General features: G+C 34.0%; 17 protein-coding genes and 1 pseudogene. 6 read left to right on the forward strand and 12 right to left on the reverse strand.

Features of this window, described 5'->3' with window-relative positions; translation table 11 throughout:
* Positions 1–47: 47 nt before the first annotated feature.
* The 3 genes from AC0608_RS09320 to AC0608_RS09330 form a co-directional block, all read right to left on the reverse strand.
* On the reverse strand, positions 48–1,562 hold the full coding sequence (locus AC0608_RS09320; protein ID WP_478288868.1) for a PH domain-containing protein: 1,515 nt from the start codon (positions 1,560–1,562) through the stop codon (positions 48–50).
* Positions 1,562–2,083 carry a PH domain-containing protein gene (locus AC0608_RS09325; RefSeq protein WP_478288869.1) on the reverse strand — a complete coding sequence of 174 codons (522 nt, stop codon included), beginning with the start codon at positions 2,081–2,083 and terminating at the stop codon, positions 1,562–1,564. The genes AC0608_RS09320 and AC0608_RS09325 overlap by 1 nt, the downstream gene beginning before the upstream one ends.
* A gap of 85 nt (positions 2,084–2,168) precedes the next feature.
* Positions 2,169–2,999 (reverse strand): 1,4-dihydroxy-2-naphthoyl-CoA synthase, encoded by an 831-nt coding sequence (locus AC0608_RS09330; RefSeq protein ID WP_091170323.1) that lies wholly within the window; start codon positions 2,997–2,999, stop codon positions 2,169–2,171.
* Between the two features lie 257 nt (positions 3,000–3,256).
* On the opposite strand from AC0608_RS09330, the gene AC0608_RS09335 reads away from it, so the two are divergent.
* Positions 3,257–3,382, forward strand: a complete 126-nt coding sequence (locus AC0608_RS09335; RefSeq protein ID WP_478288870.1) for a hypothetical protein — start codon at positions 3,257–3,259, stop codon at positions 3,380–3,382.
* Positions 3,383–3,728: 346 nt separating this feature from the next.
* Here the strand turns inward: AC0608_RS09335 and AC0608_RS09340 are convergent, their stop codons facing one another.
* The gene (locus AC0608_RS09340) at positions 3,729–4,583 is read right to left on the reverse strand and encodes a CvfB family protein (protein WP_417960183.1); all 855 of its coding nucleotides are present in this window, start codon (positions 4,581–4,583) and stop codon (positions 3,729–3,731) included.
* 337 nt (positions 4,584–4,920) lie between these two features.
* Between AC0608_RS09340 and AC0608_RS09345 the strand changes: the two genes are divergently transcribed.
* Positions 4,921–6,273, forward strand: a complete 1,353-nt coding sequence (locus AC0608_RS09345) for a M20/M25/M40 family metallo-hydrolase (protein WP_478288871.1) — start codon at positions 4,921–4,923, stop codon at positions 6,271–6,273.
* Between the two features lie 120 nt (positions 6,274–6,393).
* On the opposite strand, the pseudogene AC0608_RS09350 reads toward AC0608_RS09345, so the two are convergent.
* Positions 6,394–6,691, reverse strand: a pseudogene (locus AC0608_RS09350) (DUF2853 family protein).
* A 79-nt stretch (positions 6,692–6,770) separates the two neighbouring features.
* Complete coding sequence (gene menD / locus AC0608_RS09355; protein WP_478288872.1) at positions 6,771–8,432, reverse strand: 2-succinyl-5-enolpyruvyl-6-hydroxy-3-cyclohexene-1-carboxylic-acid synthase; 1,662 nt, start codon at positions 8,430–8,432, stop codon at positions 6,771–6,773.
* Between the two features lie 94 nt (positions 8,433–8,526).
* Here menD and AC0608_RS09360 point away from each other — a divergent pair, with 94 nt between their 5' ends.
* Both AC0608_RS09360 and AC0608_RS09365 read left to right on the forward strand, forming a co-directional pair.
* Positions 8,527–9,024 carry a GNAT family N-acetyltransferase gene (locus tag AC0608_RS09360; protein WP_417959718.1) on the forward strand — a complete coding sequence of 166 codons (498 nt, stop codon included), beginning with the start codon at positions 8,527–8,529 and terminating at the stop codon, positions 9,022–9,024.
* A gap of 107 nt (positions 9,025–9,131) precedes the next feature.
* Positions 9,132–10,082, forward strand: coding sequence for a tRNA dihydrouridine synthase (locus AC0608_RS09365; protein ID WP_478288873.1), 951 nt, complete (start codon positions 9,132–9,134; stop codon positions 10,080–10,082).
* A gap of 197 nt (positions 10,083–10,279) precedes the next feature.
* Here the strand turns inward: AC0608_RS09365 and AC0608_RS09370 are convergent, their stop codons facing one another.
* From AC0608_RS09370 to AC0608_RS09390, 5 genes are all read right to left on the reverse strand, one after another.
* Positions 10,280–10,867, reverse strand: a complete 588-nt coding sequence (locus AC0608_RS09370) for a glutathione peroxidase (protein WP_417997341.1) — start codon at positions 10,865–10,867, stop codon at positions 10,280–10,282.
* Between the two features lie 139 nt (positions 10,868–11,006).
* Positions 11,007–13,220 carry a TonB-dependent receptor gene (locus tag AC0608_RS09375; RefSeq protein ID WP_478288874.1) on the reverse strand — a complete coding sequence of 738 codons (2,214 nt, stop codon included), beginning with the start codon at positions 13,218–13,220 and terminating at the stop codon, positions 11,007–11,009.
* A 3-nt stretch (positions 13,221–13,223) separates the two neighbouring features.
* Positions 13,224–14,519, reverse strand: coding sequence for a tetratricopeptide repeat protein (locus AC0608_RS09380; RefSeq protein ID WP_478288875.1), 1,296 nt, complete (start codon positions 14,517–14,519; stop codon positions 13,224–13,226).
* A 115-nt stretch (positions 14,520–14,634) separates the two neighbouring features.
* Positions 14,635–15,189, reverse strand: coding sequence for a DUF4331 family protein (locus AC0608_RS09385; RefSeq protein ID WP_417959710.1), 555 nt, complete (start codon positions 15,187–15,189; stop codon positions 14,635–14,637).
* Positions 15,190–15,255: 66 nt separating this feature from the next.
* Positions 15,256–15,909: a DUF4331 family protein gene (locus AC0608_RS09390; RefSeq protein WP_417999540.1), complete on the reverse strand. Its 654-nt coding sequence runs from the start codon at positions 15,907–15,909 to the stop codon at positions 15,256–15,258.
* Between the two features lie 229 nt (positions 15,910–16,138).
* Between AC0608_RS09390 and AC0608_RS09395 the strand changes: the two genes are divergently transcribed.
* Positions 16,139–16,669 carry an RNA polymerase sigma factor gene (locus AC0608_RS09395; protein WP_417959707.1) on the forward strand — a complete coding sequence of 177 codons (531 nt, stop codon included), beginning with the start codon at positions 16,139–16,141 and terminating at the stop codon, positions 16,667–16,669.
* Positions 16,669–17,454: an anti-sigma factor gene (locus AC0608_RS09400; RefSeq protein WP_478288876.1), complete on the forward strand. Its 786-nt coding sequence runs from the start codon at positions 16,669–16,671 to the stop codon at positions 17,452–17,454. The genes AC0608_RS09395 and AC0608_RS09400 overlap by 1 nt, the downstream gene beginning before the upstream one ends.
* Positions 17,455–17,785: 331 nt before the next feature.
* Here the strand turns inward: AC0608_RS09400 and AC0608_RS09405 are convergent.
* The coding region (locus tag AC0608_RS09405) for an ice-binding family protein (RefSeq protein WP_478288877.1) at positions 17,786–20,068 on the reverse strand (2,283 nt) is incomplete at its 5' end.

Below are 20,068 nucleotides of genomic sequence, written 5' to 3' on the forward strand. Positions count from 1 at the left end.
ATTTATTGTATAGAAAACTTTAAACCTTAGACTTTAAACCATTTTGTTTACATCCAATTACTATCGGAAGTTTCTATTTCGTACAACCAAAGGTTGACTTGTCGTTTTACTATTGAATAATTCCCTAACTGAAAAGTGATATTTCCTCCTGCAGTATGCAATATTATGGAACCAATATCCAACTTTTTATGCCAGAAAAGCTGCGACGTTGTAATCGCTTGTATTTTACTGGGGTCAATAATAGCATTGCTCACATCCCAAGCGCCACTTTGTTTTATTATAAAATGCTCATGGATGAATAATCGGTCATTTTTAAATTTAAAATATTGGATTAATCCAATAATAACTACATAAACCGGTACTACATAACCGTATTCAAAAAATACTGGTTCAAGCCAATACCCAATCGCCAAAAATCCCAACAAAGGTAATCCTATTGAAAGAAAAACAGAAAAAACAAGTTTACGAAAATTAGGCTGAAGCATTAATCCTTTTTCAGGAATTTTATGAAACAATAATTTCAATATCGAATCTCTCTCAGTCTCATTGCATCCTGGAATTTCTATTACTGATTTTCGTTCTTCCTTTTCTCCACCGGTTGCTTGTTTGATTTTTAGTTCCAGAATTCCCATTTTCTTCTGGAAATAATTTCTGGTAACGGTTGTAATCTGAACTTTTTCAGGTTTGATGATGGTGCTTTTCGAATTCAACAACCCAAAAGACAATAGCAAAGACCCTTTTTGTCGGGTTATTTTATAATCATAATATTTGAAAACGATTCGTATTATATTTACAACTAATACAATTCCAAACAATAACAATATAGATATTAAAATAGTTTGCAACACTAAGTTTTTATCGATGTAAGACCCTACTTTTTCTTTGTAAACATTACTTTCGTCTCCAAAATTTTGAAAATTCTCGTAAATCGTACTAAAAAAAATCACCAATAAAGCAATACTTCTACCATAATTAGAAGTTACTCCTACTTTCAGTAAACTCAAAAAACTTATTTTTATGAAAGGATGCGCCCCTTCAAATAGTTTTTGCTCGGTTTCCTCCAATGAAGTTTCTTCAGTTCCAATTGTATGCTGCGTTTCTTCATTTTCCAACAAACGGAATTTCAGTTCTAAAGCCAGTTCATGCGAAATCGCTTTGATAGCGCCTTCTTTTTTAGTACTTCCGGCAGTGTCTACATCCAATTCATAAACACCAATTAACTTTTGAATAAAAGACTGATTGATATTTACCTGTTGGATTTTACGCAATTGAATCGCAGTTTTGGTTTTATTGAAAACGCCATCCGTAATAATGAATTCTTCATTTTCGGCATCCAAAAAGAAAGTAAAATTCAGGTATTTTAAATAGGAAACAACTCCAATACTTACAAAGACAGTTGTCATCCCAAGGAAAAAATACAATTTATTAACCTCGTCAAACTTGAAAATCCAAATCACAATCATAGGCCACAAGGCTCTTGCATATTGCTGAAGCGTATAAAAAAACATCACTAAAATCCCTATTACAGATTGCCTTTGAGGCTGGCTAAAATCAGCTCCCATTACAGCTGCTTTTGTATTTTCCTCATCAACAATTGCTTGATATTTTCGGCTTGTTCCTTCTCGATTCCGGGGATTTCAATATCACTAGAACTACCGCCGGCAGTAAAAATTTCTATTTTGGCCAGACCAAAATAACGTGAAATCAATCCTTCATGCAACGCTACATGTTGCACTCTATTATAAGGAATTATGATGGTGTTTGTAGCAATAATTCCGTGTCTAAAAAGCACATCGTGTTCCCTAAATGCAAATCCTTTTTTTTGGAATCCAATATAAGAAAATACAATAATCAAAAGTGAAAGTATCGGAATTACAATTCCTAAAATCAACCAGACTCTTCCTGAAAACAGCTCTGGCTTAAAAATAGAAATTAATACCGGAACAAGAATAAGTATTCCTATAATTATGGCAATATTCAGTAAAACCACTCTTAAATATTTAGGATGCAAATTCGTAAAAATGACTTCCTCAAATTTAGGAAGTTGGCGCATATCAATCGTTTCGTTTGTGAAATTTTCCATTTGTAAATTTTAGTTTAAAGTTTAAGGATTAAAAAGTTTAAAGTTCTTGATCGAAACAACTTTAAACCTTAAACCTTAAGCTTTTTTATGGCAACCATTTTTTCTCAAAATTCGGCTTTCTTTTCTCGAGGAATGCATTTCTGCCTTCTTTGGCTTCTTCAGTCATATACGCAAGTCTTGTGGCTTCACCAGCAAAAACCTGTTGTCCCACCATTCCGTCATCCGTAAGATTCATGGCAAATTTTAGCATTTTAATAGCCATTGGTGATTTTTGCAAAATTTCCTGTGCCCATTCATAAGCTGTATCTTCTAATTCTGCATGCGGAATCACAGCATTTACCATTCCCATATCCATAGCATCCTGAGCCGAATAATTACGCCCTAAAAAGAAAATTTCGCGTGCTTTTTTCTGCCCAACCATTTTGGCTAAATAAGCAGAACCATAACCACCGTCAAAACTCGTTACATCAGCATCTGTTTGTTTAAAAATAGCGTGTTCTTTACTTGCCAAAGTCAAATCGCATACCACATGCAAACTGTGTCCGCCACCTACAGCCCAACCGGGAACCACAGCAATAACAACTTTTGGCATAAATCGGATTAAACGTTGAACTTCTAAGATGTTCAAACGATGCTGTCCGTCATCACCCACGTAGCCTTGATGTCCACGTGCGTTTTGATCGCCACCACTGCAAAAAGAATACACGCCATCTTTAGAAGAAGGCCCTTCAGCAGAAAGTAAAACTACTCCTATTGATGTGTCTTCCTGTGCATCATAAAAGGCATTATACAATTCGGCAGTTGTTTTTGGACGAAACGCATTGCGCACATCTGGTCTGTTGAACGCAATTCTGGCAACGCCATTGCATTTCTTATAAGTGATATCTTCGTATTCTTTAGCAGTGATCCAATCCATTACAATTGATTTAAATTATTTTAGTGTAAAAATAAATCATTTTTTACATTTTATCTATTCTATTTAGCCAAGCTTATGGTAATCCTTCTCTGATTAAAGGCTTCAAAACGTTAAAAAATAATTAAAAAACAGCATTTTAACAGTAGCCAATTCAAATTATTTTTAATTTTAGATCAAGCTAATCAGATTAATACAATATTATTTATCTTGATTAATTATTGATTCTTCACTGATTTATTAACCTAAAAAATAATGTATTGAATACCATTAAAAATGTTGTCGCTCCTTTTTCTACGGTAATAACTTATAAAAATATTTTCAAAGCCCCGATTAACGAGTTAATGCAACAACCATTTGCCCCAGCAGTAAAAAATAAAAAGTAACACCTACGGTTAAAACAAAGAGCTATTTTTCTTGTTCTTGCAAAAGCGAGACATTAATAAACAATTGTTTTAGAAAATTATCTTCCAATATATACAAAACCAACGGCCTTATCGTGAAATTATTTCTTAACTCGTAAGCAAGTGATTGTACATTTAAAGACATACTATTCTTTAAAGTACTTTACGCTTAAATCAATATTTTTAAAATAGTATAGAGCATACTATTGTTCTTAAAGGCGGATAAAGCTACTTTAACTTCAAATTTATTTTAGTGCTGCTCGAATTTAATATTCTAAAACAGCATTAAAAAGAGAAAGACTAACCGTTACGATTAGTCTTTCTTTTTTTATTCCTTAATCAAGTAAATTCCGTCTTCCTTGATTTCGATTAATTTCTCTCGATACAAAGCACCAATCGCTTTCTTAAAAGTTTTCTTACTCATTTTCAAAACCGTTTTAATGTCTTCCGGATGCGAATTATCAGTCAAACGCAAGAAACCTCTACTGGCTCTCAACTCATCAAGAATTTTCTCTGCATTCGGTTCGATACTTTGATATCCTTGTACCTGCAATGCCACATCAATTTTATTATCAGGTCGAATCGTTTTGATGTATCCTCGCATGCGGTCTCCCGTACGAATCGCATCATCATAGACTTCATCTTTGTACATCAAGCCTTTGTACTTTTCGTTGATGATCACGTTAATTCCCAATTCAGTAATATGAGAAACGATTAAATCTACCTCTTCGCCTTTTTCAACCGTAAGGTGATCATTTTTTAAAAACTGATTCAATTTACTGGAAGCGACCAAACGATTGGTTTTTTCGTCCATATAAAGGTACACCAAGTAGCGTTTTCCTTTTTCCATAGGGCGCGCCTGCTCTTTAAATGGAACCAAAATATCTTTTTCCATTCCCCAATCCATAAAAGCACCAATCTGATTGGTATAATTTACACGCAAAAGCGCAAATTCATTCAATAATATATACGGCTCTAATGTCGTGGCAACTGGTCTTTCTTCGTGATCCAAATACACAAAAACAATCAACTCCTCCCCTATTTCAAATTCGTTTGGCACGTATTTGTTAGGCAGCAGAATGTCATGAATTCCTTCAGGATCTTGTTCTGGATTTCCCAGAAACAAACCCACTTTGGTATCGCGTAATATGGTAAGCGTATTGTATTTTCCTATTTCAATCATTTTCTTTCAATTTCTAAAACGCAAAGGTACGAAGTTTGAAAATAGTAAATTAAGAAACTGTCCACAAAAAAACAAAGCTCAAATGCAATGGGAATTTTCTTTTTTAGGAGCATAACTTTCCATTGTTTTATCTCGAGTTGTCCCGCTGTCCGCAGTATCCACTCCCTAAAGCGTGGGATACTTGCTTCCATCGGGGCTAGATTAGGCCGTTTTATTTTTCAAAATGATTATTTATAATCGTCTTGAAGGTACTAAGAATAAACAAATCCTAAAATCTAATTTCCCCACAATTTCCTTTTCTTTTTACTAACTTTGAAAAAACTAAAAAATACTATTAATGAAACCAACCTCAATTCTTTGTTTATTCCTACTACTATTCATTTCTCATAGCAATTACGCACAAACCACCGTCGATGACCCGGAAATAAAAAAAATGGTTGCCGAAGTAAAATCGGAAAATATGGAAGCTACAGTTCGCAAACTAGTATCTTTTGGAACCCGACATACCTTAAGTGATACAAAAAGTAACACACGCGGCATTGGCGCGGCGCAACGCTGGGTGAAATCAGAATTTGATAAATATGCTTTAGCCTCTGGCGGAAGACTAACTTCTGTCATTGACTTTTTCACCATCAAAGCCGATGGAAGACGTATTGCAACCGACAGCCAGTTGGGTAATGTTATGGCAACTTTAAAAGGAACGGATCCTACAGACGATCGTGTATTGATTATAAGCGGCCATTTAGATTCCCGTGCTTCAGATGTAATGGATGCCAAATCAGATGCGCCAGGTGCTAATGATGATGCTTCAGGAGTAGCTGCCATGATGGAACTTGCCCGAATTATGAGCCAAAAACAATTTCCTTTTACACTAATTTTTGTAGCTGTAGTTGGTGAAGAACAAGGACTGTACGGAGCCAAACATTTAGCAGATGTTGCCAAAGATGGAAAATGGAATGTTATTGCGATGATCAATAATGACATGATTGGAAACAGTTTGTCCAGCGGAACTTTATTGCGTGACAATACTAAAGTACGCGTTTTCAGTGAAACAATTCCATTCTTAGAAACGGAAGCCGAATCAAAAATACGTAAATCAACCAATCGTGATAATGACAGTCCATCGAGACAATTAGCCCGTTACATTAAAACGGTTACCAATCAATATGTAGAGCAACTAGACATTAATTTAGTCTATCGCAACGACCGTTTCTTACGTGGTGGCGATCATACTCCTTTCAGCCAAAATGGATTTACAGCCATTCGTTTTTGCGAAATGAATGAAAACTACGATCACCAACATCAAAACGTAAGAAAAGAAAACAATATCCAGTACGGCGATCTTACCGAGTTTATGGACTTTGAATACATGAAGAAAGTAACCTGTTCTAACTTGGCTACATTCAGTAATTTGGCTTGGTCTCCAAAAGCGCCAACAAACGTAGGGATTGAAGTAAAGGACCTGACTAATTTTTCTACTTTAGTATGGACTGCACCTCAAGGAAAATTAGTTTATGGGTATAACATTCTTATCAGAGAAACGTCATCACAACATTGGGAAAAAACAATTTTTGTAAAAGACACAAAAGCTGAAATCCCATATTCTAAAGACAACTTTTTCTTTGCTATTCAAACAGTTGATGCATTAGGGCATTCCAGTTTACCCGTTTTTCCAGTACCAATTCGTTAAAAATCGTTCAAATACTAAACAAAAAAGCGTTTGCCTCGGCAAACGCTTTTTTTATGAATACTATTTACAAATTAAATACTACTTGTAAACACTCTATTTTTTGAAGGGAACTGTAAATAACTAATAAATTACCGCTCTGTATTTATTTCTTTTGAGCGAGGTATATTTACATAACTGTAACTATTGCTGCATCTAGTTTCGGTTCCATGGGCATGTCTTAATTACTTGATTAAGAAGTTGTTTTTTACTGTGTCCAATTGAAATTGCTGAGTTCCGGCCAATGTTCCAAATCATCTTTATAAATTGACGGACCACAACCAATAGTAACTTTTGTCAACAAATCGATATCTGGATTTACGACACATTTGTCTATAAAATCAGCTGTATACCCTTTAGTTAATTCGTCTCTTGCACTTATACAAAAAAAGTTACTGTTTGATAATAACTTCTAATACTATTAAATTTAATGATCCATTTTAACGAACATCAAAAATTAATTAGATCAATTCTTTAAAATATTGCAGTAAAATACTGTCGTTTTTCAAAGTGGGTGTGAAAATTTCCAAAATACTCGGCCTATCATTTTGAGCATACAAAGCAGTCAAACTTGTTGCTAAATTTGCTTCATCGCTGGCAATACTATATTCAAAACCATACATTTTAGCCAAATGTTCCGCAGTTAAACAATGAGAAGTTTCAAAGAATGTATTAAAAACTGGACTTTCTTCATGTCCTGGTAAAATCCTAAAAATTCCGCCACCACCGTTATTGATTAGAATAATCTTAAAGTTTTTTGGGATATAATTGTTCCATAACGCATTGCTGTCATACAAAAAACCAACATCTCCTGTTATAAAGATAGTCTGTTTGTCATTGGCAACAGCTGCACCAATAGCCGTAGAGGTACTTCCATCGATTCCGCTGGTACCGCGATTGCAATATACTTCAATCGAAGGATGAATGTCTATTAATTGCGCATATCGAATGGCTGAACTATTACTGATTTGCAATTGGCTGTTTGTTGGCAAACACTGCATTACTTTTTCAAAAACTTTAAAATCCGAAAAAGGAATTTTGTCTAAATACATTTCACTTTTTAGCTTTCGCAACACTTTTACAGTATCTAATTGCTTGAAATAATCACTTTCTATAGAACTGGTAAGTGGCAAAAAAGCATCAAAAAACACATTTGGAGCTACTTCAAAATGTTTGGTCAAAGCACCAAAAGTATCATACGCTCTCCAAGAATCAATATGCCAATGGTGTTTTGGTTTGTATTTTCTTAAAAAAGCTTTGATTCGTTTAGAAACGACCATTCCGCCAAAAGTGATTAAAATTTCTGGACGAAAATTCTCAAAATCATCATTCGTAAAAGGTGTAATTATCGTATCTATATTGTTTATAAAAGTAGGATGATGCAGGTTAGAAGTCGTTTCAGTCAAAACTACAACCGATTCGTCTTTCGCAAAAGCGTCAATAATATTTGAATTGATTGCATTTGGTTCATTCACGCCAACCAAAATCATTTTTTTAGTGGAATTGTTCCAAATCGTTGCATATTCCTGAACATCTTTGACGGAAATTGTCTGAGTAGCATTTGCAAAAGCGATACTATTCACTTCGACTGAAAGGGCTGAAACGGTTTCATACAAAGGCTCTTCGAAAGGTGCATTGATGTGAACAGGACCTTTTTGAGTAATTGCTGTATCAATCGCCTCATTTATTTTTAAATCATTTTCGGTCGAAACAGCCTCATGCAAATTAGCATTAAACAACGAATGATTTTCAAACACATTTTCCTGTCGGATGGTTTGGCCGTCGCCAATATCAATTTTGCTTTGCGGTCGATCCGCCGAAATCACAATCATAGGTATCTGACTGTAAAATGCCTCGGCAAAAGCCGGATAATAATTCAGTAAAGCGGAACCCGATGTACACACCAAAGCTACGGGCTGTTTCGTTTGTTGCGCAATTCCTAATGCAAAAAAAGCAGCCGCACGTTCGTCAGCAATACTGTAACATTGAAAGGCGGGATTACTCACAAAACCTATTGTTAACGGTGCATTTCTAGAACCTGGGGAAATAATTATGGTGGTGATTCCTTTGGACAAACAAATTTCAATAATGCTTTGTGCTAAAGGTATTTTGGGGTAAATCATTGTTTTAGTTTCAAAGAAACAAAGATACAAAGTTGCAAAGGTTTTTCTCTAATCTTAAATAGTTTTCTTAAATTTGAAGGAAAATAAATTCTATATGGAAATCAAAATAAGACCGGCTGTTTTTACCGATTTAGATACAATATTGGAAATCATCAATCACCAAATACTGCACAGTACTTCTATTTATGATTATGAGCCACGTGATTTTGAAACCCATAAATTGTGGTATGAAGATAAATTGGCCCAAGATTTACCTGTAATTGTTGCCGAAACTGAAAACGGAACAATTGGATACGCTACTTATGGAACTTTTCGTCATAAAATAGGCTACCGTTTTACAGTAGAACATTCTGTTTATGTGGCGGAAGAATTTTTAGGAAAAGGCGTTGGAAAATTATTATTGGCCGAACTTATCCAATTGGCAAAAAAACAAAAATACCACACTATGATTGGCGTTATTGATTCCGAAAACAAAGGTAGTATTGCTTTTCATAAAAAATATGGTTTTGAAACCGTTGGTATTATAAAAGAATCCGGGTATAAATTTGACCGTTGGTTGAGCTCCGTTTTCATGCAATTGATTTTAGAATAATTGAATTGGAACTAAAATAAAGTTCGTTTATTCAACATATGAGGCTTTAAAAACTTTATGACTTCAAGACTTGAGCTTTGTAGTATATTTGCACAACTAAAAATTACATGGACTACACCTTACTTTCATCGCCTCTTCAGGGATTTACCGACTTTCGTTTTAGAAATGCACAAAACAAAATTTTTGGAGGAATTGATACGTTTTATTCTCCTTACATCCGCTTAAATGGTAAAATGGTTATCAAACCATCGTACGAACGAGACCTGCTTCCTGAAAACAATCTTGATTTAGAAGTAATTCCGCAAGTGATAACAAACGATGCCGATGAATTTTTATTTGTGGCCAAGTATGTCCGAGAATTGGGTTATAAAGAATTAAACTGGAATTTAGGGTGTCCATATCCTATGGTGACCAAATCTGGAATGGGCTCTGGTTTGATCAGTAATCCTGAAAAAATCAATACTATTCTTCACAGAGCACACTCTGAATCTGACATTATTGTGTCAATGAAAATGCGTTTGGGCTATGAAAACAGTGAAGAAATACTTGATGTTTTGCCTATTTTAGATACCTATCCTATTAAAAACATAGCGATTCATGCGCGCATTGGAAAGCAACTGTATAAAGGAGGCGTAAATCTGGATGCGTTTCAGCTATGTGTTGATAAGACCAAGCATAAACTGTATTACAATGGTGATATAACCTCAGTGGCTAAATTTCATGAAATGCAACAACGATTTCCAAGCATTGACCACTGGATGATTGGTAGAGGATTAATTTCGGATCCTTTTTTACCAGGCATGATCAAAAACAATACTTCAGAATATCCTGTAAACAAAATGGAACTATTCAGTACGTTTCATGATACATTGTATGCTATTTATAGCGAATCACTCTCTGGATCAACACATATTTTATTGAAAATGTACCATTTATGGGAATATTTTTCAGCTACGTTTTCAAACCCACATAAGGTATTGAAAAAAATAAAAAAAGCGCAAAGCATACGGAATTATGAAGCAGCTGTTGCAGAAATTTTTAAAAACGAAAAAATTTAATTTTTTATACTCTGTATTACTTTCAGTTCAACATTCAATATTAAGGTTCAATACTGAATATCTCTTAATTTTTTTGGATGAAAATTGAAGAATTGAATAATCCCTTCACTATTTAAAAAAAAAATGAGATTCTCATTTGATTGAGGATCTCATTATACTATTTTAAATCAATTCGTAACGTTACCATAGTGGCAAAATTATCCTTTCACCCAACTTACAATTTTTTCATCAGTAGGTTCTACTGCAGAAAGATATACTTTTTCTAACTCTCCTTTTTCATTAATTAAGTATTTTTGAAAATTCCATTTTACATCTGAATCTTGTAATCCATTTTTGGCTTTTTGAGTTAAAAACTGATAAATTGCTGCCATATCTGCCCCTTTTACAGAAACTTTATCCATCATAGGAAAAGTTACTCCATAATTTAATTTACAAAATGTTGCAATATCTTCATTAGTACCAGGTTCTTGTGAAGCAAAATTATTTGCAGGAAAACCTATTACTACTAAACCTTTGTCCTTATATTCTTTGTACAAAGCCTCTAACTGTTCATATTGTGGCGTATACCCACATTTTGAAGCTGTATTTACAATAATGATCTTTTTCCCTTTAAGGGTAGAAAAATCAAAAGTATTACCTGATAAATCTTCTACTTTGAATTGATATATCGTCTCTTTGGCTATAGGTGTTGCAGTCATACTTTTTTCAGATTTTTTGGGTTGTGCCTGGTTTTGGCAACTAAATAAAATTAAAGCACAAGTGGCTATAAATACTAGATTTTTCATAGTTTGAATTTTTTATAAAAATAAAACAAATATTTGTCTCATAAAAATTTATTTCAGTTAAACGGCTGTTAAAAAAGAAACCTGGAATTATTAAAATCCCAGGCTTCCAAACAAATAAACAACAAACTTTTATGCGGTATTAAAATGTATAAGTAATTTTTCCTTTCATAAAAAAAGGTGTTCCAGGTGTTAAGTGAATTTCTTCAACACTTTCTGTTTCATTCTGAAGTCTTGATTCAGTTGCAAATTGTGTTTCATTCCATTCTGTATTAAAAATATTCTCAACAGCTATCCCAAAATTTACATTCTTATATTGATAATTAACATTTAAATCCGAAACAAAATAGCCCTTGGCAACAATAGAATTATCCTCATTTGCTGGACGACTTTTTAAATAACGATACCGTATTCCTCCAGAAAAACCATTTATTTTTTGAAAACTTACCCCACCTGTAGTGGTAAAATCAGGTGCTAACGGAATGTAATCTTGCCCTTTTGATTCATCAATACTTCTGGCATATGTATAATTGGCATCAGCATCAAAATAAAACCAATCATTCAGTTGATAACGGAACCCCAGCTCTGCTCCCATACGTCTTGATTGTCCGCTTGGTTCAACTATTCCAGCATCACCTACGTAAACAAATTCCTGCTCTAAATACAAATGCCATAGTGCTGCGTTAAGAATCAACTTTGGAAATGGTTTCCAAATAGTACCAATGTCAGTTCCTACAGCCGTTGGTAAAATTTGTTTCCCACTATTTTGAACGACTACTCGGGCATCATTCGAATGAAATCCCATTCCAGATTTTATGAAAAACTGCAAATTGTTGTTTTGCGAATAAATAAAATTCAGTTTTGGAGAAAACTTAAATTTAAATACAGATTGAGTCTTGTAATTCGCAGTCAACTTGTCTTGATAATTGAATTTAAAATAATCCAATCGAATAGCCGGATTAACCATCAGCTTACCAAAATTGAATTCTGAATTCAAATACGAAAACATATTAGACTGATCAATATCCCCTAACTTAAGATTTTCTATTGTAGTTCTTCTATTCAAAGTATGTGAAAGTTCTGTGTCTGTCGTGGCATCAGCACGAAAGCCAACTCCAAATTGTAACAATACATCCACATCCTTCAATTTAGTTTTTTTGTTCAATTCCGCATTCATTCCATAAATATCTCTATTTTCTTTTTGCTTGATCTGGTCACCGTTAATTGGATCATTCAAGAAAAAAGTAAAATTAGAATACAACTCAAACTCATAATTTGAATAAAAAGCATTTGCTTTTAAGAAGGTATTTTCATCTATAGGCTTGCTTAAACTTGCATTAAAATTAGTTCGAGACGTTTTTCCGCCTTCGGTATCATCAACAGCACCAAATCTAGAAATCGTTCCGTTATCTATCAACCGTTGTGGTATTTGTCCAGAAGCATCCCATTTGCTGGAAAAGCGAGAAGCTGAGATTGAAAATTTACTATTATCACTTAAAATAGCCGAATATTTTCCCAATAAATTAATTCTGTTAAAATTCTGAGGGGAATCAAATGGTCCATCTGTTAATATATATTCTGTTGCAATATAGGCACTTTGTGTTTTTTGATTTCCCAAAAGGTTAAACAGTCCTACGGCTCTTGTTGTATTGAATTGTCCTACTTCTAATCCGATACTACTCTGTGCTATCTTATCTTTGGTTTGGAAGGCAACGTATCCTGCTGTAGCAAAATCCCCTTTGTTAGCATAATACGTTCCTTTTCCAAAATCTATTTTTTCTACCGTTTCCGGTATTACAAAGTGTAAATCAGCATATCCTTGACCGTGTGCATGGGAAACCATATTTACTGGCATTCCATCTACTGAAATGGCGATATCCGTACCATGATCGATATCAAAACCTCTCAAAAATATTTGCTCTGCTTTACCACCACCAGCATGTTGTCCAATAAATAGTCCAGGTACTTTTCTCAAAATTTCCTGAGAAGAATTAACTGGTGTCGTTTCTAAATCAATTTTTGAAATAACGTTCATAGCCGAAAGTTTCGGTTGGATTACAATTTCATTCAATCTAAATATATCATCTTCCAAAATAATAATAGCATCCGAAGAAATAATGGTGAAATTTGACTTTTTGTATCCGAGCGCCGTTATTTTTATAACATCTCCCACAACAGTTTTATCTAAACTAAAAGCACCAAATTCGTTTGTATGTGAGTGACTTTCAGAATTTGTATTTACCAAATAAGCGTTTTCAACAGGATTTCCATCACTATCTAAAATTTTTCCTTTTTGAATTTGGCCATAAGAAGACAACCCAAAAAGGAAAATCATAACTAAAACAATATTTTTCATACGCTATAATTGATTCACTTTTTGTTCAAAATTAGGACCTAGTTCATACAAACTAGATAACAACTCTTCTTTAATAGGTTTAGTTTTGAGCGCTAAATTATTGGATTTGTAAATCATGGCCAAATGGTACTGCACTTTTGGTTCAAATGACTTTCCAACCACATGTTTTTGTGCAATGCGTAATGCTTTTTCATGCTGACCTAAGTTCAAATATGACCAAGCTAATAAATCATAAGAATCAGCTGTAGGTCTGTGATTGACTTCGATTTCAGCAATTTCCAATGCTTTTTGAGCCGTTTGTTTGTCATCAGCGTATATCAAAACATTGTATTTGTTATACATTGCCCCGTAATTATTATTCTCCATCATCGAGAAATAAGCGTTTCTATTTTTTATTTCTTCGCTTTTATTTCCTTCAAATTGAGCGATTTGAGATTTCAATAAGTAAAAATCCGGCGTATTATGAGTTGTTGCAATTGCATCAATAATTCGGATAGCTTCCTTTGTATTTCTTTCTTTAGAAAAAACAATCCAAGCAATACCTTTTAAAGCGTAAGAATAATTAGGATCAATCGCTAACGTCTTTAGGAAACTATTGTACGAATCCTGAATTCTTCCCGCATGACCGTAAAAATCACCTAAATTAGAATAAGACCATATTTTTAATGTCTTGTTATCATATTTTTCAGCTATATCTCTAGCTTTTTCCATAAAAGTTATTGCAGTGTCCAGATCACCTTTATGATCATTCCACTTTGCTAGGCGAATTAAATAATCAAAATCAGTCATATCTCGAATAGCGTTCAAATTTTTAATAGCTTCAGGATAGTTTCCTAATTCCATTTGAACGTCAAAAAGTAATTTTTGGGTTTCTTTTTTCCCTTCCCCTATTGCTAAAGATTTATTAGCTAGTGCCAATGCTTCTTTAAAACGATGTTGAGAAATATAATTTCTTGCCAAAGATCGAATGGTTGAAACTCTCGAGTAATCATACGCTTCATTCGATTTTGTTAATAATTCTTCTGATTTATACAAATGACTGATATTGCCTGTATATTCAAAAAGAGTACTGTAGTTAGAGGATAATTGACTTAAATAACTAATCTGGTTGGGAGCTGCATCGAATTTTTTTTGCCAAAAATCAATTTCATTTTGTGCAAAACTCAATGATTTATTATCTTTTATTGTCAAATATTTATTATAATCTTCTGTATGCGTAATTTGTTTTGATTTAGTCTCGCAACCGAATATAAATAGGATTGTGAAAACTAAAAATGGGATTATTTTTAAAGTTTTCATGCTCTAATCGTTTTGTTTGTTTGTTTGTTTGTTTGTTTGTTTGTTTGTTTGTTTGTTTTGAAAAAAAACAGAGCGAAGATTACCATGTAAACGCTCTGTTTTTTTTAAAATAATACTACCAAGCAGTAGCTAAGTAAGGAAAAGTTGTTCCAAATGCTTTATCATTTGCATTTACGTTGTCTTTAGTAAGACGAGGATTAGATGATCCAGCAGACCCTCCAAAAATTAGCAACAATTCTACATCAATTACATCATCTGCTAATGCTCTTCCTGTTAAAACATTTGTTCCATCAAAGAACGTTGTTTTAGCAATCTTTGATACATTTAGTACATCTGTAGACAAAAGACCTGTAAACTGAGCTGCAGTTTGTCCCAAGGCATTAGTTGTAAAACCTGAATTTAGAGCCAATAATCTTGATTGAAAAATCGATTGATATTTACCTCCCATTGCTGAAGGAATTGCAGCATTAAAATCATCTTTAGGCTGTCCTGAAGCAATAAAAACAGTATTAATTGCTGGTCTTGCCATTTGATCTTGCTGAACGAATGTTCCTGTAAAATTAAGACTAGCTTCAGGATTACCGTTTGAATCGTCGTTATCACAATTTACTGAAACAACTGCAGCTATTAGTGCGATTGTTATAATTTTGAATTTATTTGTTTTACTCATGATGTTTGTATTTAAGTTTTTTTGAGAAATCGAGAATCTGCGATTTCATAATTTAAATTTAAAATATTATTGTTTTTTCTTTGTTTCAGCCCAAACGTTTACTGTGTTTGAAGTCCCTAACATTGCTTTTGGAACTTCTACGATCAATGACATAACATTAGTTCCTGCAAAAGTATCTACACCTGGACTATTAAATCCTGTTGCAGTACCAGCAAGAATAGCTTTGAATTGACCTAAATCAAAGAAAAATGGATCGTCTCTTGGACCAGCAAAAAATTTCATTCCATTTTTTTCAGCAGTTAATGCTGTAGCACCATAAGATGAGATTGTTACACTTCCTGAAGCAGCAGCCGTTTTAATAGTACTTGTAGTTCCTGTAGTACCTGGAGCAACTGGTCCAAAGAAGTACATTTTGTCATCTCTTTTGATGGCTTGAATTACTAGGTCTTCTACATTATCACCATTATTATCAATGTTGATTTCAATCATCACGTTTTCATCGAATTTTGCCGCAGCAGTTGCACCTGGACTTAACAATCCTTGTGTGTTTACAGCAAATACTAAATTACTAGTGTTTTGACCTTGAAAAGCATACACATCAGTAATATCAATAGCACTTCCTGATGCTGTTAATGGAGCATCAATGTGATCCGCAGCTACTAAAATTAAGCCTGAAACCGCCACTAGCGATAGACCTAAAATCATTTTTGTTTTTTTCATTTTGATAAAATTAAAAGTTTATACGATCATTTACGGGTAAGTATTCGATTTGGTTTTAAAAAACATAAAAAAAAACTAATATTTTTACCAAATTATTGATAAACAATACCTTACAGTATTAAAAAAAATACAATTATTTTAATTTAAAATTTATTTTAATGATGGTAATCATAAAATATGTCATTTGTAAATAAGAATGTATAAGTTTGTAGTAGAAAAATTATAAGATATGAGCCAAGAAGAATTGTTAGTGTTAATTTACAAGAAAGACGAGAGAGCATTTACACATTTATATGATATGTATTCTAAAAGTTTATTTTCGGTTATTAATGTTCTTGTAAAAAACAGAGAAGAAGCAGAAGATGTACTTCAGGATGTATTTGTAAAAATTTGGAAAAACATTGACTCCTATCATGAAAGCAAGGGAAGATTTTACACTTGGATTCTAAATATTGCCCGAAATACTTCTATTGATAAACTGCGTTCTAAAAATTTTAATAACAGTCAAAAAAACCTTTCCTCTGATAATTTCGTAAATCATTTTGAAGACAGTTCTAAACTGGTTGACAAAGTGGATACAATAGGTTTACAGGAATTTGTAAAAAGACTAAAACCAAAGTGTATTCAAATAATAGATTTACTGTTTTTTAAAGGCTATACCCAACAGGAAGCTTCGGACGAATTGGCAATTCCTTTAGGAACAGTAAAAACACAAAATAGGAATTGTATTAATGACTTAAGAAATTATTTGAAAGTATAATGGAGACAAAAGAATATATAGAATCAGGAATCCTGGAACTCTATGTTTACGGTTTACTCAGTGAAACCGAAAACGAAGAGGTAAACACCATGGCAAAAAACAATCCGGAAATACAGGCGGAAATCATCGCTATTGAAAAAGCAATTGTTGCTTTATCATCAAGTTTTTCACCGTTTCATTCTGTGGCTAATTATGAGAAAATCAAAGCCAAACTAGAACTTAAACACGGTGGCGTGATCCAATTGGAACCTACTAAAAACAAGTCGCACTATATTGGTTGGGCAGCAGCTGTATTATTATTAGTGGGTATTGGTTATCAATACAATCAATTGGATCAAACCAATTCGCAAGTAGCCAATACTGAAATTGAGAACGCTAAATTAGAGAAGAAATTTAACGACTTACAATTAAAAAATACATCAATCAAAACCAGTTTAGCGGTTGTCAGAGATACTAAAAATACGGTTGTTCCTCTTGCAGGACAAGCTGTAGCCCCAGAATCCTCCGCAAAAGTATACTGGAATCAAGACACTAAAGTAGTTTACATAGATGCTGCCGGATTACCGGAACCTCCAGAAGGAATGGTATATCAAGTTTGGGCCTTAAAATTAAGCCCGTTGACTCCTACAAGCATCGGATTATTAAAAGACTTTGATGTGAATGAACAAAAATTATTTGCTGTGAATAATGCTAATGAAGCCGAAGCTTTTGGAATCACATTAGAGCCCACAGGCGGAAGTTTGACTCCTACCATGGAACAACTATATACTTTAGGTAAAGTGTAAATTGAGTCTATTCTAAATAAAAAATCTTCCAATCTCTATAGATTGGAAGATTTTTTTAATGGAAGAAACCCTATTTCTTAATCTCATTTCGGTTTCTTATACTATTATTTATATTTTGGATACTTAATTGCTCTATTATAGTATTAGGGAGCTAAAATTAATTAATCATATAATCCTACACTTTGGCTATTCATATTGATAGTATGTATCCTTTTCTAAATATTTCTTATTATGTAAATTTATTAGTTAAATAAGTCCTTTTAAATCAAAAAAAAAGAGGCTATCTAATAAAGATAACCCCTTTCTATTAAATGAATTTTGTAAATTCAGACTATTGAACAATAACTTTAAAACTTTTCGCTTCTTTTGAAGTAATTAATCTGAAGATATAAATTCCAGTTGACATATTTTTTCTATCAAATTGAACTTCATATTTCTGATTTGCATTAGCGTACCCATCATACAAACTCTGAATGATAGTTCCCTTCAAATCATAAATTACTAAAGTAGCATTTGCTTCCTCATATGGTAGGGTAAAGCTTACTGTAGTATTGGTAGTAAATGGATTTGGATAAGCGATTAATGTTGTAGTTTCTAGCTTCAATAGAGTATTTGGTAATTTGCTAGTTGAGGACTTTTTTGACGCTGATACTGGTGAATTTCTCACACAGTTAAGGTAACTTGTATATGCTACCGCTGTATTAAAACTAATTGCTCCACTAGTAGATAGCATTCGTCCTTCAAGATTGCCACGAGCACCCATTGAAATAGCTCCGTTATGTGCTATGAGTGTACCTTTCATAAAACTAGAGGCTCCCATAGAGATTGCGCCTTCCGATACCCAAAATACATTACAAGAACGTGCTCCATTAATCAAACTAACCTTGGACTGTGCCCCTGTTGAAAAGGCTCCTCCAAATTTAATTATAAATTCTGCATTAGGATCTCCTTGACCATCTAGAGTAAGTGTTCCTGTCAAAGTCCCTGCTCCACTTATGGAATAAACCCCCGGAGTTAGTGTCAGACCTGCAAGTGTAGGCATTAGGGAAATTCCTGGCTTTAAATAAAGCTGCTGATAGGCATTATCAAGATCTGTTTTAGCTTGCACAGTGATCTCATTAGCAATGTAAATATCATTAACCAATGTTGTAGCTGACGATTCAAAACCAGTAATCGATCCGGCATTTGTTCCTACATCTCCTATTATACCTGAAATAGCTAAGTTAGAAACTGCTCCTGCTCCCGTAAAGAGAGTGAATTTGGCAGCACTACCCAAAAGGGTATTATTGCTAAGAGAAGTATTCACACAAATAATTGGAATCATACTAAGATCAGTCGGTAAGTACGCCTTTCCGGAATCAAAAGTAACAGCCCCAGTAGTAGAAACCATTCTTCCTTCAAGATCTCCTCCTGCTCCCATAGAAACAGCTCCGGTATGAGCAAGAAAAGTTCCTTTCATCACACTTAATGCTCCAATAGAAATTGCACCCTCGGCCATCCATAATACATTTGAGGCTTTTAGCCCATTGGTCAAGATTAGCTTTGAACTGGCTGCTACAGAAAAGGCTCCATTATACTTAAAAATAAACAGCGCATTCGGATTATTTTCTCCATTTAATGTAAGGGTTCCCGCTAATGATCCGGCGGCACCGATTGAGTAGACTCCTGCACTAAGGGTTTCTCCGTTTCCAAATACGGCAGGATGTGAAGTAACCGTTACTGGAATATTGCTTAAGTGAATATAAAAGTTAAGCAAATCTTTTTTTGCCTGTGTGGTGGCTGCATTTGCATAAGCAGTAGAACCACTAACAGTGCTTGGTGAACCAAATCCGGTAATCGCTCCAATGCTTGTACCTATATTACCGGTAATGGTAGAAACTCCTGTATTACCAACTGCTCCCTCTGCTGAGAAGAATACAAAGGATTCAACGGCACCCATATTTTGATTAACTGTTACAGTTCTTGAAACAGGAGTAATAGTTCTTCCACATGCATCGCTTGCTGTCCATGTTTCTATATAGGTTCCTCCACATGTGCTCTCAACTAGGGCGAATGTTGAATTTAATGAGGTTCCGCTGAGCAGACAATCTCCACTTAATCCGTTTGTAAAAGACAAAGTACTAGGTTCTGGCTCTGATCCACAAGCTATCGAAATCGTAACTGAATTCGGAGCTGTCATTGTTGGCAAAGCCGCAGGAATTATACTAATTACTTGTTCAATTGAACTAGTGTTGTTTGATGCATCTTTAGCGGTCCATATACGTGTAAAGTTTCCTCCACAAACAGAAGGTAATGCACTATCTGCATAGGTAATAAAAATTTTAGCCGGTTCCGTACTATTATCCGTTGCTGTTGCCATTCCTGTATTGCTAGGTAATAAGGAAGCCCCACAATTTACAACTATTGTTTTTGGTGACGTGATTGTTGGAACCATATCATCTTTTACCGTTACTGTTGCTGTTTGACTACTTGTATTTCCGTGAATGTCGGTTACGGTTAAAGTAACTGTATTTAAACCAAGATTCTCACTAAGGAACTCTATTTTGCTTAAAACAATTGTTGCTATTCCACAATTGTCAGTTGACCCATTGTTGATTTGTGTTGCAGCAATGCT

The sequence above is a fragment of the Flavobacterium sp. GNP008 genome, from assembly GCF_056428965.1.

Coding starts and splice junctions, on each gene's coding strand:
- AC0608_RS09370 (WP_417997341.1), bottom strand. CDS start 10,867: ATGAAAAATCTAGTATTTATAGCCACTTGTGCTTTAATTTTATTTAGT.
- AC0608_RS09390 (WP_417999540.1), bottom strand. CDS start 15,909: ATGAAAAAAACAAAAATGATTTTAGGTCTATCGCTAGTGGCGGTTTCA.
- AC0608_RS09375 (WP_478288874.1), bottom strand. CDS start 13,220: ATGAAAAATATTGTTTTAGTTATGATTTTCCTTTTTGGGTTGTCTTCT.
- AC0608_RS09345 (WP_478288871.1), top strand. CDS start 4,921: ATGAAACCAACCTCAATTCTTTGTTTATTCCTACTACTATTCATTTCT.
- AC0608_RS09380 (WP_478288875.1), bottom strand. CDS start 14,519: ATGAAAACTTTAAAAATAATCCCATTTTTAGTTTTCACAATCCTATTT.
- AC0608_RS09320 (WP_478288868.1), bottom strand. CDS start 1,562: ATGGGAGCTGATTTTAGCCAGCCTCAAAGGCAATCTGTAATAGGGATT.
- AC0608_RS09360 (WP_417959718.1), top strand. CDS start 8,527: ATGGAAATCAAAATAAGACCGGCTGTTTTTACCGATTTAGATACAATA.
- menD (WP_478288872.1), bottom strand. CDS start 8,432: ATGATTTACCCCAAAATACCTTTAGCACAAAGCATTATTGAAATTTGT.
- AC0608_RS09330 (WP_091170323.1), bottom strand. CDS start 2,999: ATGGATTGGATCACTGCTAAAGAATACGAAGATATCACTTATAAGAAA.
- AC0608_RS09395 (WP_417959707.1), top strand. CDS start 16,139: ATGAGCCAAGAAGAATTGTTAGTGTTAATTTACAAGAAAGACGAGAGA.
- AC0608_RS09325 (WP_478288869.1), bottom strand. CDS start 2,083: ATGGAAAATTTCACAAACGAAACGATTGATATGCGCCAACTTCCTAAA.
- AC0608_RS09400 (WP_478288876.1), top strand. CDS start 16,669: ATGGAGACAAAAGAATATATAGAATCAGGAATCCTGGAACTCTATGTT.
- AC0608_RS09365 (WP_478288873.1), top strand. CDS start 9,132: ATGGACTACACCTTACTTTCATCGCCTCTTCAGGGATTTACCGACTTT.
- AC0608_RS09385 (WP_417959710.1), bottom strand. CDS start 15,189: ATGAGTAAAACAAATAAATTCAAAATTATAACAATCGCACTAATAGCT.
- AC0608_RS09340 (WP_417960183.1), bottom strand. CDS start 4,583: ATGATTGAAATAGGAAAATACAATACGCTTACCATATTACGCGATACC.